Below are 15,202 nucleotides of genomic sequence, written 5' to 3' on the forward strand. Positions count from 1 at the left end.
GAACGAAAGCTGTCGATCTTTAAGCGATTTCGAATTCTTCGTCGATGATGTCGAGCAGTCTGTCGACCGACGCCGTTTTGATGTCTTCCTCGGAGCCGCCGTCCGGTTCCGCCTTCCTCGTCAATTCCCTGAGCGAGACGAGGAGTTGGTCCAGACGCTCGGCTATCGCCGCGCGTTCGGCGTCCGTTCCGTCCGCCGCCGCCGCCCGCACCACCGCTTCCAGCGTGTCGAGTTCCTCGAGGGCCGGCGCCGCGGAGTCGTCCACGAGCCGCGCGAGCAGATGGTCGGCGACCGACACCGGTGTCGGGCAGTCGAAGACGAGCGAGCTGGGCAGCCGCAGGCCGGTGACAGCGCTCAGCCGGTCGCACAGTTCGACGGCCGTCAGCGAGTCGAAACCCAGTTCCTTGAAGATGTGGTGGGCGCCGACGCGCCCCGCACCGCCGTGCCCGAGCACGGTGGCGGCCTCGGCGCGTACGAGGCCGAGCAGATACCCGGAGCGTTTGGCGGCGGGCATCGACCGCAGCCGCTCGGCGAACGGCCGCTCCCCGGCCGCCGGTGCGGGAGCGGGCCGCGCCTCGGCACCGTCACCGCCGGGCGCGGTGTGCGCGAGGGTGGTGTCCGCGCCGACCGGCCAAAAGCGTTCGTGCCGGAAGGCATACGTCGGCAGGTCCACCCGATGGGCGGCCGTGCCCTCGAACATCCGCGGCCAGTCCACCGGCCGGCCGATGACGTGCAGCCGGCTCAGCGCGGTGAGCAGTGCGGCCTCCTCGCCGCGGTCGTCGCGCAGCGCCGGCACCAGCGTGAGGTCCGCCGCGCCCGGGCAGCCCCGGGCCATGCCGGAGAGGACGCCGCCGGGGCCCAGTTCGAGGGTGACGCCGACGCCGGCCGTGTGCAGGGCGGTGATCCCGTCGGCGAAGCGGACGGCCCGGCGCACGTGCCGCACCCAGTACTCGGGGGCGCACAGCTCCCCGGGCTCGGCGATACGGCCGGTGACGTTGGAGACCACGGCCAGGGCCGGCGCGGAGAACGTCAGGCCCTCGAGTACCGCGCGGAACTCGTCCAGCACGGGTTCCACCAGCGGGGAGTGAGCGGCGACCGACACCCGCAGCCGCGAGGTCTTGCGCCCCTCGGCCGCCAGTCGCCCCGCGATCTCCAGGACCGCGTCCTCGGCGCCGGAGAGGACGACCGACGAGGGCCCGTTGACCGCGGCGACCGACACCGTCTCGGTCAGCGACGTCTCGGTCAGCAGCCGCAGCACCTCGTCCTCGGTGGCCTGGACGGCGACCATCGCACCGCGGTCCGCGACCTTCTGCATCAGCCGGCCGCGCTCGGCCACCAGACGGCAGGCGTCGTCGAGCGAGAACACCCCGGCCACATGGGCGGCCGCCACTTCGCCGACGGAGTGGCCCGCGACGAAGTCCGGTGTGACACCGAAGGACTCCGCCAGTCGGAACAGTGCCACCTCCACCGCGAACAGCGCGGGCTGGGTGTACCCGGTGCGGTTCAGCTCCTCCGGGTCGTCGCCCCACATCACGTCCCGGAGGGGGCGCGGCAGATGGCGGTCCAGGACGGACAGCGTCGTGTCCAGGGCGTCGGCGAACACCGGGAACCGGCCGTACAGCTCCCGTCCCATGCCCAGGCGCTGGCTTCCCTGGCCCGGGAACAGGGCCACCAGGGCCCCCGCACCGCCCGCCGTGCCGCGGGCCGCGAGGACGGTCTCGCCCTGTGCGGCGAGCAGCACCGCACGGTGGGTGAACACCGACCGGCCGGTCGCCAGGGAGTATCCGACGTCGACGGGCGCGAGGCCGGTGTCGGCCGCCGCGAGTGCCCTGACGCGGTCCAGCTGGGCGTCCAGCGCTTCCTCGGTGCGGGCGGAGGTCACCCACGGCACCACGGCGGGTACCGTGCCGGGGCCCGGCTCCCGTACCGGTCCGCCGGCCGGCGGGGCCTGCTCCAGTACCACGTGCGCGTTGGTGCCGCTGATGCCGAACGACGACACCCCGGCCCGTCGCGGGCGGTCCGTCCGGGGCCACGCCATCGCGTCGGTGAGGAGTTCCACGGTGCCCGCCGTCCAGTCCACCCGCGAGGTCGGTGTACCGACGTGCAGGGTCTTGGGGAGGACGCCGTGGCGCATCGCCATGACCATCTTGATGACGCCCGCGACACCGGCCGCGGCCTGCGCATGGCCGATGTTCGACTTCAACGACCCCAGTCGCAGCGGCGTCTCACGGTCCTGGCCGTAGGTCGCCAGCAGCGCCTGCGCCTCGATCGGGTCACCCAGCCGGGTGCCCGTGCCGTGCGCCTCCACCGCGTCCACATCCGACGGGGACAGACCCGCGTTCGCCAGCGCCTGCCGGATCACCCGTTGCTGCGACGGGCCGTTGGGGGCCGTCAAACCGTTGGACGCGCCGTCCTGGTTGACCGCGCTGCCCCGCAGCACCGCCAGCACCGGATGACCGTTGCGCCGCGCGTCCGACAGCCGTTCCAGCAGCACCATGCCGACGCCCTCGGCCCAGGCCGTGCCGTCCGCGTCGTCGGAGAAGACCCGGCACCGCCCGTCGGGGGCCATGCCGCCCTGCCGGGAGTGCCCGACGAAGGCCGCGGGGGTGGACATGACCGTCACCCCGCCCGCCAGGGCCAACGAGCACTCCCCCGCGCGCAGCGCCTGGCCCGCCCAGTGCAGGGCCACCAGGGAGGAGGAGGCCGCGGTGTCCACGGTGACCGCCGGGCCCTCCAGCCCGAGGGTGTAGGCCACCCGGCCGGAGGCCACGGCGGGGGACAGTCCTGTCAGCGAGTGCCCTTCCAGGTCCTCCGTCGACCGCTGGGCGACGAGGGCGTAGTCCTGGCCGTTCGTGCCGACGAAGACCCCGGTCCGGCTGCCGCGCAGGCTCAGCGGGTCGATCCCGGCGTGTTCGACCGCCTCCCAGGAGACCTCCAGGGTCAGGCGCTGCTGCGGGTCCATGCCCAGCGCCTCCCGGGGGGAGATGCCGAAGAAACCGGCGTCGAAGCCGGCCGCGTCGTAGAGGAAACCGCCCTCACGGGTGGCGCTGGAGCCCCGGCCGGTACCGGCGAGGGCCGCCAGGTCCCAGCCGCGGTCGGCCGGGAACGCGGAGATCACGTCCTGGCCGGAGGCGACCACGTCCCACAGGTCCGCGGCCGACCGCACACCGCCGGGGTACCGGCACGCCATCCCGACGATCACCACCGGGTCGTGGGCGTGCGCTCCGGCCCCCTGACCGCCCGCGCCGCAGGACGCGCTGTCTGCTCCGCTCGTCATGACGCTGCACCACCCATGAGGAATGTCGGCTCGGAAACTTCACTTCGAGCGGATCGTATGGGCGGGAAGGCTGTAGATTTCCCTACAAGAAGAACGTGATCGCTTGCCTGATGCCGTGTCATTTCCGGTACGGGCGGCCACGGTCGGCCGGCCCGGCCGTTCCTTCGGGACGAAGACTAGGGATTCTCTTCGACCTGGCGTGAGACCACGTAACCATCTCGATTCTTCCCGCAGTCTTGTCCCTTGACGTCCCGGGCGGACGACGCCGGCCGTGGGCGCGGGCATCGATTGAGACGCGGCCACTCGGCGACCGGCCGTGCGCACACCTGGCGCCGAGCTGCTGCCGGGCCGCCACTTCTGGAGGGTTATTGTCATGGGCTCGACTCGGCGGCCGATTCTGTTTGTCAGTTATCCCGAAAGCGGACTGTTGAATCCGCTGCTCGTCCTGGCCGAGGAGCTGTCCCGGCGGGGAGTTCAGGACCTGTGGTTCGCGACGGACGAGAACCGGCGCGCGGAGGTAGAGGCGCTGAAGGTGGACACCCCGGTGGAATTCGCCTCCCTGGGCGAGGTGGTGACCGAGATGTCCGCCGTCACCTGGGACGACAAGACGTACCGGGAAGTGACACAGCGGTCGAGGTTCAAGGCACACCGGGCGGTCATCAAGCACTCGTTCGCCCCGCGTTCGCGGGTGGCGAAGTACCGGGCGCTCGAGGCCGTGGTGGACGAGGTGAAGCCGGCGCTGATGGTCATCGAGAGCATGTGCCAGTACGCGTACGAGCTGGCGATCACCAAGAACATTCCGTTCGTGCTGGGGGTGCCGTTCCTGCCCAGCAATGTGCTGACCTCGCACGTGCCGTTCGCCAAGTCGTACACCCAGCCGCACTTCCCCGTGCCGCACACCGGTCTGCCGCTGGACATGACCCCCGCCCAGCGGGTGGCCAACCAGCTGTTCCGGATGCGTACGCTGGGGCTGTTCATGACGTCCGACATGCGCAAGGTGGTGGAGGAGGACAACCAGGTCCGCAAGGAGCTGGGCATCTCCCCCGAGGCGCGCGGCATGATGGTCCGGATCGACAAGTCCGAGATGGTGCTGTGTTATTCGGTGCCCGAACTGGACTACCCGTTCCCCGTTCCCGCGAAGATGCGCCTGGTCGGCACGATGGTGCCGCCACTGCCCCAGGCGCCCGAGGACGACGGGCTGTCGGAGTGGCTCGCGCACAACGACTCCGTGGTCTACATGGGCTTCGGCACGATCACCCGGCTGACGCGGGCGCACGTCGCGTCGCTGGTGGAGGTGGCGCGCCGGATGAGCGACGGGCACCAGTTCCTGTGGAAGCTGCCGCGGGAACAGCAGAAGCTGCTGCCCCCGGCCGAGTCGCTGCCGGACAATCTGCGGATCGTGGACTGGGTGCCCTCCCAGCTGGACGTGCTGGCCCATCCGAGCGTGAAGGTCTTCTTCACCCACGCGGGTGGCAACGGCTTCCACGAGGGGCTGTACTTCGGCAAGCCCCTGGTGGTGCGGCCGTTGTGGGTGGACTGCGACGACCAGGCACGGCGCGGCCAGGACTTCGGGGTGAGCCTGAAACTGGACCGTCCCGAGACCGTCGACGCCGACGACGTCGTCGGCAAGCTGACCCGGGTGCTCGGTGACCGTTCGTTCCGCGAGCGCGCCGAGCACTTCGGACGGATTCTGCGGGCGGCCGGCGGGCGGGGCGCCGCGGCCGATCTGATCCTTGGACTCCCCGCACTGGCGAAGGACTGAGCGAGGTTTCCATGGCATTCACGTATCCGGTTTCGCAGCCCTGGCTCAAGGGGCGGGAGCTTTCCTATGTGACCGAGGCGATCAGCGACGGCTGGATCTCGTCGCAGGGCCCGAAGGTCAAGGAATTCGAGAGCGCGTTCGCGCGGTACAACGGGGTCGCGCACGGGGTCGCCTGTTCCTCCGGGACCACGGCACTGACCCTGGCCCTGCGGGCGCTGGGCGTCGGCCCGGGCGACGAGGTGCTGATCCCCGAATTCACGATGATCGCGACCGCGTGGTCGGCGACGTACCTGGGGGCGACCCCGGTGTTCGTGGACTGCGGGGACGATCTCAATATCGACGTCTCCCGCATCGAGGAGAAGATCACCCCGCGTACGAAGGTCATCATGCCGGTGCACATCTACGGGCGCCGGTGCGACATGGACGCGATCATGGAGCTGGCCCACGACTACAACCTGCGGGTCGTGGAGGACACGGCGGAGGCGCACGGCGTACGGCCGGTCGGTGACATCGCCTGTTTCTCGCTCTTCGCCAACAAGATCATCACCTCCGGCGAGGGCGGTATCTGCCTCACCGACGATCCCCGGCTCGCGGAGCAGATGGCCCATCTGCGGGGCATGGCGTTCAACAAGGAACACAACTTCCTGCACAAGAAGCTCGCCTACAACTTCCGGATGACGAACCTCCAGGCCGCCGTCGCGCTGGCCCAGGTGGAGCAGCTCGACGAGATCCTGGCCACCCGCCGGGAGATAGAGAAGCGCTACGACGAGGGGCTGCGGGACATCGAGGGGATCACCCTGATGCCCCCGCGGGACGTGCTGTGGATGTACGACCTGCGTGCCGAGCGCCGCGAGGAGCTGCGCGCGTTCCTGGCCGACGCCTCCATCGAGACCCGGGTGTTCTTCAAGCCGATGAGCATGCAGCCCGGCTATCTCGACCCGGCCTGGCCGACGCTGAACGCCACCCGGTTCAGCGAGGACGGCTTCTATCTGCCGACCCACACGGGCCTGACCGAGGACGACCAGAACTTCATCATCGGGAAGATCCGTGAGTTCTACGGCGCGCGCTGACACAGGGGAAACGCAGACAATGACTACCACCGATTCGAATATGGTCGGCTTCCCGTTGCGGCGGCCCGGCCGGCCCTATCCACCGGAGGAGTACGCGGGCCTGCGCAAGCGCGAGGGGCTCGTCCGCTCGACGCTGCCCACCGGTGCGCCGGTCTGGCTGGTGACCCGGCACGAAGAGGTCCGGGCCGTGCTCACCGACCCCCGGATCAGCTCCAATCCCTCGCACCCGGGCTTCCCCCGGCCGGCGAAGACCGGTGGGGTGCCCGCCCAGGACCAGGTGCCCGGCTGGTTCGTGGCGCTGGACCCGCCGGAGCACACCCGGTTCCGCAAGACGCTGATCCCGGAATTCACCGTCCGCCGGATCAGGGAGATGCGGCCGGTGATCCAGGCGATCGTCGACGAGCGCATCGACGCCATGCTCGCCAAGGGCGACTCCGCCGATCTGATCGCGGACTTCGCGCTGCCGGTGCCGTCGCTGGTGATCTCCAGGCTGCTGGGGGTGCCGAAGGCCGACTGTGACTTCTTCGAGGCGCAGACCCGGGTACTGGTCACCCTGACCTCGACCGACGAGCAGCGGGAGGCGGCCACCAAGGCGCTGCTGCGCTATCTCAACCGGCTGATCACGCTCAAGTCGAAGCGGCCGGGCGACGACTTGATGAGCCGGCTGCTGGCGGACGGCAAGCTGACCCCGCAGGAACTGTCGGGCGTGGGGATGCTGTTGCTCATCGCCGGCCACGAGACGACGGCGAACAACATCGGGCTCGGCGCGGTGACGCTGCTGATGAACCCGCAGTGGATCGGCGACGAGCGGGCCGTGGAGGAGCTGCTGCGCTACTACTCCGTCGCCGACCTGGTCGCGTTCCGGGTGGCGGTGGAGGACGTGGAGATCGGCGGGCAGCTCATCAAGGCGGGCGAGGGCATCGTGCCGCTGGTCGCGGCGGCCAACCACGACGAGACGGTCTTCGAGTGCCCGCACCAGTTCGATCCCAGCCGGTCCGCCCGTCACCACGTGGCGTTCGGGTACGGGGTGCACCAGTGCCTGGGGCAGAACCTGGTCCGGGTCGAGATGGAGCTGGCCTACCGGTCGTTGTTCGAGCGGATCCCGACGCTGGAACTCGCGGTGCCGGTCGATGAGCTGCCGCTGAAGTACGACAGCGTGCTGTTCGGGCTGCACGCGCTGCCCGTGCGCTGGTAGCGGCGCTCCCACGGGCCGGGCGGGGGACTCGGACTCCCCCGCCCGGCCCGCCGCGCGTCCGGGCGCGCGAGAAGGTATCGATTCGCCGATGGAGGAAATGATGGTTCGTATCAGCGTGGACATCGACAGCTGTATCGGGGCCGGGCAGTGTGTGCTGTCGGCGCCGGACGTCTTCGACCAGGACGACGACGGCATCGTCATGGTCCTCGACGGGGAGCCGGCGGAGGCGGTCGTGGAGGACGTGCGGCTGGCGGGCAGGATCTGCCCGTCCCAGGCGATCACGGTGCACGAGGACTGAGTTCCCCGACGCCCCGGGCATGAGCCGGGCCCCGCCCCCACACGACCGTGGGGGCGGGGCCCGTTTCACGCCCTGGGCCGGGCGGCGGTCACCACCGCATGGGCAGCTCGGTGAGCCCTCCCGAGAGCCGTCCGCCCAGCACTTGGAGGTCCTCCACCGGCAGGTCGAGCCGCAGCTCCGGCAGCCGGGTGAAGAGGAGGGTGTACATCGTGCGCAGCTCCAGCCGGGCCAGCGGGGCGCCGACGCAGTGCCACATGCCGTGGCCGAACGTCAGGTGCGGGTTGGGCGACCGGGTGATGTCGAAGCGCTCCGGCTCGGTGAAGACCCGCTCGTCGAAGTTGGGGAGGGTGAAGTCCAGCAGGACGAGTTCGCCCGCCTTGATGGTCACCTCACCGATCTCCACGTCGGCGCTGGCGTATCTGGGCAGCACCGAACCACCGGCCTTGGCCGTCCGCAGGATCTCCTCGACGGCGGCGGCCATGACGCGCGGATCCCCCAGCGCGGCCTGTCGCGCGTCGGGGTTGGTGGCGAGCAGCACCACGCCGAGGTCGACGTGGCTGGCGACGGCGTCCAGCCCGGCGAACAGCAGCCCCGCGGCCATGTGGCCGACCTTCTCGGCCGGGGCCCCGCTCTCGCACAGCCGGGACATCACATCGTCGCCGGGGGCGGTCTGCTTGCGGCCCGCCAGCTCCTGCAGGTAGGCGAAGAGGGCCCGCTGGCCCTCCGCGATGCCCTGCGGCTCGTCCACGCCGGCCATGCCGGACAGCAGTTCCACCAGGCGTGCCCGGTCCTCGGGCGGCACGCCGATCAGCTCGCACAGCACCATGAGGGAGAACGGCAGGGACAGCTGTCCGTGCAGATCGGCGGGCGGCCCCTGGGCGACGAAGCCCTCCAGCACGCCCTCCGCGATGGCCTCCACCCGGGGCTTGAGGTCGCGGACGCGCTTGGCGGAGAAGTTCGGGGTGAGCAGCGTGCGGGTCTCGGCGTGCAGCTTGCGCGCGCTCTCGGGGTCGTCGTCGGTGATCAGCAGCTCCAGGAACGGGTTCCTGACGTACCGCGGGGCGTTCACCGGGTCGGGGTGCGAGCGGCCCAGACGCGGGTCGAGCAGCAGTTCCTTCAGCTCGGCGTGCCGGGTCACCAGCCATGCCTCGTCACCGGCGGGGGTCTTGACCCGGCAGACCGCGCCGCGGGCCTGTAAGCCGCGCAGCAGCGGGCTCAGCCTTAGGACGGCGGGGGGGTCGGCGGTGATCTCGGGCAGTTCGTAGGACGTGGTCATGGTGCCTCCTTCTGGCGTTCTCGTGTGGGGGGGTGGCGAAGGCGTGGCCCGGCCGCCCCGGTGCCGGGGCGGCCGGGCCACGTACGAGGTTCCCGGTGACCGGGAGGGGGGTCAGGCGCCGGCGGTCGGCAGCGCCCGGACCCATTCCTCGATCGCCCGCGCCGTCAGCGCCGAGTGTTCCTTGGCGAGTGACAGGTGGTCGGCCTCGATCTCACGCACCTCGTCCACGGGCACCGACGAGGTGTCGAACATCAGGCCGTTGCAGGGCAGGGTGCACTTGACCAGGAGCTTGGGAGCGGTCGTGGGGGATGCCTCGATGCTGGTCATGGCCATGAACCAGTGGGCCATGGCGGACATCCGCGCGCTGTTGAGGTTGACCGACGGGGAGTCGACATCGGCCAGGTAGAAGCGCATGGTCCGGTCGAGGTCGTTTCCCTCCCCCTGCTCGTAGCGCACGCTCGGGGTGTCCAGCAGGACGACCGCCTCGGGGCGGACCCCCCACGTCTCCTCCAGCACACCCGCGGCCTGGTAGGCGAGCGAGCCGCCGGAGGAGTGGCCGATCAGGACGAACGGTTCCCCGTCGCTGGCGTGCAGGGCGCTCTCCGCGACGATCCTGCCCGCGGCCTCGCTGGTGGCGGGCAGCGGTTCGCCGGGCGCGAAGCCCATGAGCGGCAGCGCGGAGACGTGCCGCTTGCCCCGGAAGTGCGCCGCGATACGGGCGTACTGGTGCACGCCCCCGGTGGCGCCCGGTGCGCTGACGAAGACCAGGCGGGGCGTGCTCGGGCCCTCGGCCAGGGTGACCGGGGCGGACAGCTCCTCCAGCTCGGCCGGGCTCTCGAAGGTGGGCCGGGTGTTGGCGACCGCCCGCAGCAGGCGCATGGCCTCGACCAGCTTGCCGGCCTTCGCCGCGTTGAAGAACAGCCCTTCCACCGTGTCGTCCGCGTGATGGGCCGTTCGCACCCCACCGGCCGTCGTGGGCGCGGCCTTCGGGTCGTTCTGGTTCTCGAACTCGGTGTGCAGCCACTCGGCGAGCTTGAGCGGTGTCTCGTTGTCGAACACCACCGAGGACGGCAGGCGCATGCCGAGCACCTCGGCGAGCTGGTTGCGGAGCCCGACGGAGGCCAGGGAGTCGAAACCGAGTTCCAGGAAGCGGCGGTCGGCCTTGATCGCGCCGGCGTCCCGGTGGCCGAGCAGACCGGCGGCGTATCCCACCACCACCTCCAGGAAGAGGCTCGCCCGCGCCGCGCTTTCGAGACCGCGCAGCCGCTCCCGCAGGGTGACGGCGGACCGGTCCCCCGCCGTGGCCGTACGGCGCGCGGCCGGGACCAGGTCCCGCCACAGGGCCGGCAGCGCCTGCTGCACCTGGAGTCCGGCGATGTTGACGCGGGCGGGGATGACGGGGGTTTCCGTCCGGCCGGTCGCCGCGTCGAAGAGGGCCAGGCCCTGTTCCATGGACAGCGGCGGCATGCCGGAGCGGGACATCCGGTCCACGTCGGACTTGTCGAGAGAGCCGGTCATGCCGCTGCCCTCGGCCCACGGGCCCCAGGCCAGCGAGAGGCCCGGCAGGCCCAGCGCCCTGCGGTGGGCGACCAGTGCGTCCAGGAACGCGTTGGCCGTGGCGTAGTTGCCCTGTCCCGGGGCTCCCAGCACACCGGAGACGGACGAGTACAGCACGAACGCCGACAGGTCGAGTCCGCGCGTCGCCTCGTGCAGGTTCCATGCCGCGTCCACCTTCGGCCGCAGCACCCGCTCCATCAGCTCGGGCGTCAGCGAACCCAGCATCGCGTCGTCCAGGAGACCGGCGGTGTGCACCACGGCCGTGAGCGGATGCTCGGCCGGTACGCCCGCCACCAGCGCGGACACCGCGTCCCGGTCGGCCACGTCACAGGCGGCGACCACGACCTCGGCGCCCAGGGCTGCCAGTTCCGCCCGTAGCTGTGCCACCCCCGGCGCGGCTTCACCGCGGCGGCTGGCGAGCAGCAGGTGCCGCACGCCGTGTTCGGCCGCCAGGTGGCGTGCCAGGCCGCTGCCGAGACCACCCGTACCACCGGTGATCAGCACGGTCCCGTGGCCGTCCCACGGACCGTCGCCGTCCACCGCGGCTTCCGCCGGGTCCCGCTCGGGCAGCCGTGCCATCCGGGCCGCGCGGACGGTGTTCGCCCGCACCACCAGTTGCTGTTCGTCCAGGCTGATCAGGCCGGGCAGCTCGGCGGCCGAGACGAACGCGTCGTCGAGGTCCACCAGCAGGAAGCTGCCGGGGTTCTCGGTCTGGGCGGAGCGCACCAGGCCCCATACCGCGGCCGCGGCCAGGTCGGGGAGGTCCTCGCCGTCGAGGGCGATCGCCCCCCGGGTCACGAACACCAGCCGCGAGTTCGCCAGCCGCTCGTCCGCCAGCCATTCCTGCAGCAGACCCAGCACCCAGGTCGTCAGCGCGCGCACCGCCGCGGGTCCGGTGGCCGAGGCGTCACCCGCGACGGGAACCAGGAAGACGTCCGGTGCGACGCCGCTGTCACCGACCGCCCCGGCGAGGGTGTCACCGTAGCCGGTGATGGTTTCGTCGGCCCGGTGCATCGCGTAGGCGAGGTCGAGTTCGTCGGCGCCGACGACGGCCCAGCGGGTGCCCGATGCGGGCGCCGCACCCATCGGGATCTTGGCCCACTCGACGGCGAACAGGGACGCCTGGCCGCCCGCCGCCGTGACCGTCACCGGCTGTTCGCCGGAGAGCGGACGCAGCGTCAGCGACTCCGCGGAGACCACCGGGGCGCCCGAGGCGTCGACGGCCGTGAACGACAGGGAGTCCCCGTCCGTGGCGGCCAGCCGGACGCGGAGCGCCGAGGCGCCGGAGGCGTGCAGGGTGAGCCCGCCCCACGCACCGGCGACGACACCACCGTCGGTGTCACCGGCGGCCAGCAGACCGGCGGCCCGGACGATGCCGTCCAGCAGCGCCGGGTGGATGGCGAACGCCCCGGTGGCCATGGCCTCCTGGGTGAGCGCCACTTCGGCGAACCACTCGCCGTCACGCTGCCAGGCGGCCCGCAGTCCCCGGAACACCGGCCCGCAGGCCAAGCGGGCCCGGTCCAGCCGCGGGTACAGGTCGGTGAGATCGACCGGCCGCGCCCCCTCGGGGGGCCACACGCCGTCGTCGAGCCCGCCGGCCCCCTCAGCCCCGTCAGCCCCGTCAGCCCCCTCGGTCCCGCCCGTCGGCTCGCCGGTGACGAGCACACCCCGGGCGTGTGCGGTCCAGTCGCCTTCCACGGCGTCCGTGGGCCGGGAGTGGACGGTGACGGCGCGTCGGCCGGACTCGTCCGCCTCGCCCACGCGGACCTGGACCGCGACCGCTCCCCGCTCGGCGAGGACCAGCGGGGCGTCCAGGGCCAGTTCCGCGACCCGGTCGCATCCCGCCTGGTCCCCGGCCCGGACGGCCAGCTCGACGAACGCCGAGCCCGGCAGGGTGATCCGGCCCATGACCCGGTGATCGGCCAGCCAGGGATGCGTGGTCGCCGACAGGGTGCCGGTCAGGACCAGTTCGTCGGAGCCCGCCACCGACATCGCCGCGCCCAGCAGGGGGTGCTCGGCGGGGATCAGTCCGAGGCCCGCGGCATCGCCGCCGCGCGCCGAGACCGTCGGCCAGAACCGCTCCCGCTGGAACGCGTACGTCGGCAGGTCCACGCGCCGCGCGCCCGTGCCCCGGAAGAACGTGTCCCAGTCCACCGTGACGCCGCCGCAGTGCAGTTCGGCGAGCGCGGTGACGATGGTGGGCTCCTCGGGCCGGTTCCTGCGCAGCACGGGGACGACGGTCACCGCCTCGGCCGCGAGCGTCTCCTGGGCCAGGGCCGACAGCACGGCGTCCGGGCCCAGTTCGACGAAGGTGGTCACGCCCTGCTTGAGCAGCGTCCGCGTGCCGTCGGCGAAGCGCACCGCCTCGCGGATGTGCCGCACCCAGTAGTCGGCCGAGCACAGTTCCTCGGCCACCGCCACCTCGCCGGTGAGGTGGGAGACCACCGCGATGGCCGGCGGCTGGGGCGACAGGCCTTCCACGACGGCGCGGAAGTCCTCCAGCACCGCGTCCATCAGCGGCGAGTGGGACGCGATGCTGATCGGCAGCCGGGACGTCTTGCGGCCCCGCGCCGACAGGCGGGCCGCGACCTCCAGCGCCGCGTCCTCGTCACCGGAGATCACCACGGACGACGGGCCGTTGATCGCGGCGATCGACAGCCGGTCGGACAGCAGCGGCAGGACCTCCTCCTCGGATGCCTGCAGCGCGACCATCGCCCCGCCCGCCGGCAGCGCCTGCATCAGCGTGGCGCGGGCCGTCACCAGCCGGCAGGCGTCCTCCAGCGAGAAGACCCCCGCCACATGGGCGGCCGTGACCTCGCCGATGGAGTGGCCCGCCACGAAGTCGGGGGTGACGCCCCACGATTCCAGCAGCCGGAACAGCGCCACCTCCACCGCGAACAGCGCGGGCTGGGTGTAGCCGGTCCGGCTCAGCGGCTCCGGGTCGTCGGCCCACATCACCTCCCGCAGCGGCCGGTCCAGCCCCGGGTCCAGCAGGGCGAGGACGGTGTCCAGGGTTTCGGCGAAGACCGGGAAGCGCTCGTACAGCTCGCGGCCCATGCCGATGCGCTGGCTGCCCTGTCCGGAGAACAGGAACGCGAGCTTTCCCTGCGAGACCACACCGTGGACCGGTGCGGCCGTCGGCGCGTCGGCCGCCAGTGCCGTCAGGGCGTCCACCGCCTCCGCCGGGTCGGCGGCCGGTACGACGGCCCGGTACTCGAAGGCCGTCCGGCCCGTCGCGAGCGAGAAGCCGACGTCCGTGGGCCGTGCCCCGGGGTGCTCCTTGAGCCACGCCAGCAGCCGGGCCGCCTGTCCGCGCAGTGCTTCGGCGGACTTGCCCGACAGGGGCCACGGCACCACGCCGGGCTCCAGGACGCTGTCGGTCCCGGCGTCCTCGGCCGGCGGGGCCTGCTCCAGGATCACGTGCGCGTTCGTGCCGCTGATGCCGAAGGACGACACACCGGCACGTCGCTCCCGGCCCGTCTCCGGCCACGCCCTGCTGTCGGTCAGCAGCTCCACCGCGCCGGCGTCCCAGTCCACGTGCGAGGACGGGGTGTCCAGGTGCAGGCTCCGGGGCAGCACGCCGTGCCGTATCGCCATGACCATCTTGATCACACCGGAGACGCCGGCGGCGGCCTGCGTGTGGCCGATGTTCGACTTCAGCGAGCCCAGCAGCAGCGGACGCTCCCGGTCCTGGCCGTAGGTGGTCAGAACCGCCTGCGCCTCGATCGGGTCGCCCAGCTTGGTGCCCGTGCCGTGTGCCTCGACCGCGTCCACGTCGGCCGGCGACAGTCCGCCGCTGGCCAGGGCCTGGCGGATGACCCGCTGCTGCGAGGGGCCGTTGGGGGCGGTCAGACCGTTGGACGCGCCGTCCTGGTTGACGGCGCTGCCGCGCAGCACCGCGAGGACCGGGTGGCCGTTGCGCCGGGCGTCGGAGAGACGCTCCACCAGCAGCATGCCGGCACCCTCCGACCAGGCGGTGCCGTTCGCGGCGTCGGAGAAGGACTTGCAGCGCCCGTCGGGTGCCAGACCGCCCTGCTCGCTGAATCCGGCGAAGTTCGCGGAGGTCGCCATGACCGTCGCACCACCGGCCAGTGCCAGCGAGCACTCCCCGTTGCGCAGCGCCTGCGCCGCGAGGTGCAGCGAGACCAGCGACGAGGAACAGGCCGTGTCCACCGTCACCGCCGGGCCCTCGAGCCCGAAGGCGAAGGACAGCCGGCCCGAGAGGACGCTCGCCGCCAGACCGGTACCGGCGAAGCCGCCCATGTCGTCCCGCGACGCCAGCACCAGGTGCTTGTAGTCTTGGTCGCTGGTGCCCACGAAGACACCGGTCCTGCTGCCCCGCAGTGCGACCGGGTCGATTCCGGCGCGTTCCATCGCTTCCCAGGCGACCTCCAGCAGCAGTCGCTGCTGGGGGTCCATCGCCAGTGCCTCACGCGGCGAGATCCCGAAGAACCCGGGGTCGAAGTCGGCGAGGTCGTGCAGGAATCCGCTTTCGAGCGTCGCGCTGGCGCCCTGTCCGCCGGCGGCCAGCACGTCCAGGTCCCAGCCGCGGTCGGTGGGGAAACCGCTGATCGCGTCGCCACCGGAGGCGACCAGTTCCCACAGGTCCTCAGGGGAGCGGACCCCGCCCGGCAGCCGGCAGGCCATTCCCACGATGGCCACCGGCTCGTGCCGGCCGGATTCGACCTCCCGCAGGCGCTGCCGGGTCTCGTGCAGATCCGCGGTGACCCACTTCAGGTAGTCGACGAGTTTCTTGTCGTCCGGCAT

General features: G+C 71.9%; 6 protein-coding genes and 1 pseudogene. 4 read left to right on the forward strand and 3 right to left on the reverse strand.

The features are described 5' to 3' along the window. Positions 1-19 precede the first annotated feature (19 nt). Positions 20-3,244, reverse strand: a pseudogene (locus ACZ6MA_RS06590) (type I polyketide synthase); the annotation flags it as partial. Positions 3,245-3,650: 406 nt separating this feature from the next. On the opposite strand from ACZ6MA_RS06590, the gene ACZ6MA_RS06595 reads away from it, so the two are divergent. From ACZ6MA_RS06595 to ACZ6MA_RS06610, 4 genes are all read left to right on the forward strand, one after another. Beyond that, complete coding sequence (locus ACZ6MA_RS06595; RefSeq protein ID WP_469431602.1) at positions 3,651-5,039, forward strand: glycosyltransferase; 1,389 nt, start codon at positions 3,651-3,653, stop codon at positions 5,037-5,039. A gap of 11 nt (positions 5,040-5,050) precedes the next feature. Beyond that, complete coding sequence (locus tag ACZ6MA_RS06600; RefSeq protein WP_469431603.1) at positions 5,051-6,109, forward strand: DegT/DnrJ/EryC1/StrS family aminotransferase; 1,059 nt, start codon at positions 5,051-5,053, stop codon at positions 6,107-6,109. Between the two features lie 19 nt (positions 6,110-6,128). Next, the gene (locus ACZ6MA_RS06605; protein ID WP_469431604.1) at positions 6,129-7,304 is read left to right on the forward strand and encodes a cytochrome P450; all 1,176 of its coding nucleotides are present in this window, start codon (positions 6,129-6,131) and stop codon (positions 7,302-7,304) included. Positions 7,305-7,401: 97 nt separating this feature from the next. Continuing rightward, on the forward strand, positions 7,402-7,602 hold the full coding sequence (locus tag ACZ6MA_RS06610) for a ferredoxin (RefSeq protein ID WP_469431605.1): 201 nt from the start codon (positions 7,402-7,404) through the stop codon (positions 7,600-7,602). Positions 7,603-7,690: 88 nt separating this feature from the next. Here ACZ6MA_RS06610 and ACZ6MA_RS06615 read toward each other — a convergent pair whose 3' ends face one another. Both ACZ6MA_RS06615 and ACZ6MA_RS06620 read right to left on the reverse strand, forming a co-directional pair. Beyond that, positions 7,691-8,878, reverse strand: coding sequence for a cytochrome P450 (locus ACZ6MA_RS06615; RefSeq protein ID WP_469431607.1), 1,188 nt, complete (start codon positions 8,876-8,878; stop codon positions 7,691-7,693). Between the two features lie 111 nt (positions 8,879-8,989). Then, positions 8,990-15,202: a type I polyketide synthase gene (locus ACZ6MA_RS06620; RefSeq protein WP_469431608.1), complete on the reverse strand. Its 6,213-nt coding sequence runs from the start codon at positions 15,200-15,202 to the stop codon at positions 8,990-8,992.

This window comes from Streptomyces sp. NPDC042259 (genome assembly GCF_055582085.1).

Bases quoted from the DNA above. Each gene is read 5' to 3' on its own strand.
- ACZ6MA_RS06595 (WP_469431602.1), top strand. From the start codon at position 3,651: ATGGGCTCGACTCGGCGGCCGATTCTGTTTGTCAGTTATCCCGAAAGC.
- ACZ6MA_RS06600 (WP_469431603.1), top strand. From the start codon at position 5,051: ATGGCATTCACGTATCCGGTTTCGCAGCCCTGGCTCAAGGGGCGGGAG.
- ACZ6MA_RS06605 (WP_469431604.1), top strand. From the start codon at position 6,129: ATGACTACCACCGATTCGAATATGGTCGGCTTCCCGTTGCGGCGGCCC.
- ACZ6MA_RS06610 (WP_469431605.1), top strand. From the start codon at position 7,402: ATGATGGTTCGTATCAGCGTGGACATCGACAGCTGTATCGGGGCCGGG.
- ACZ6MA_RS06615 (WP_469431607.1), bottom strand. From the start codon at position 8,878: ATGACCACGTCCTACGAACTGCCCGAGATCACCGCCGACCCCCCCGCC.
- ACZ6MA_RS06620 (WP_469431608.1), bottom strand. From the start codon at position 15,202: ATGCCGGACGACAAGAAACTCGTCGACTACCTGAAGTGGGTCACCGCG.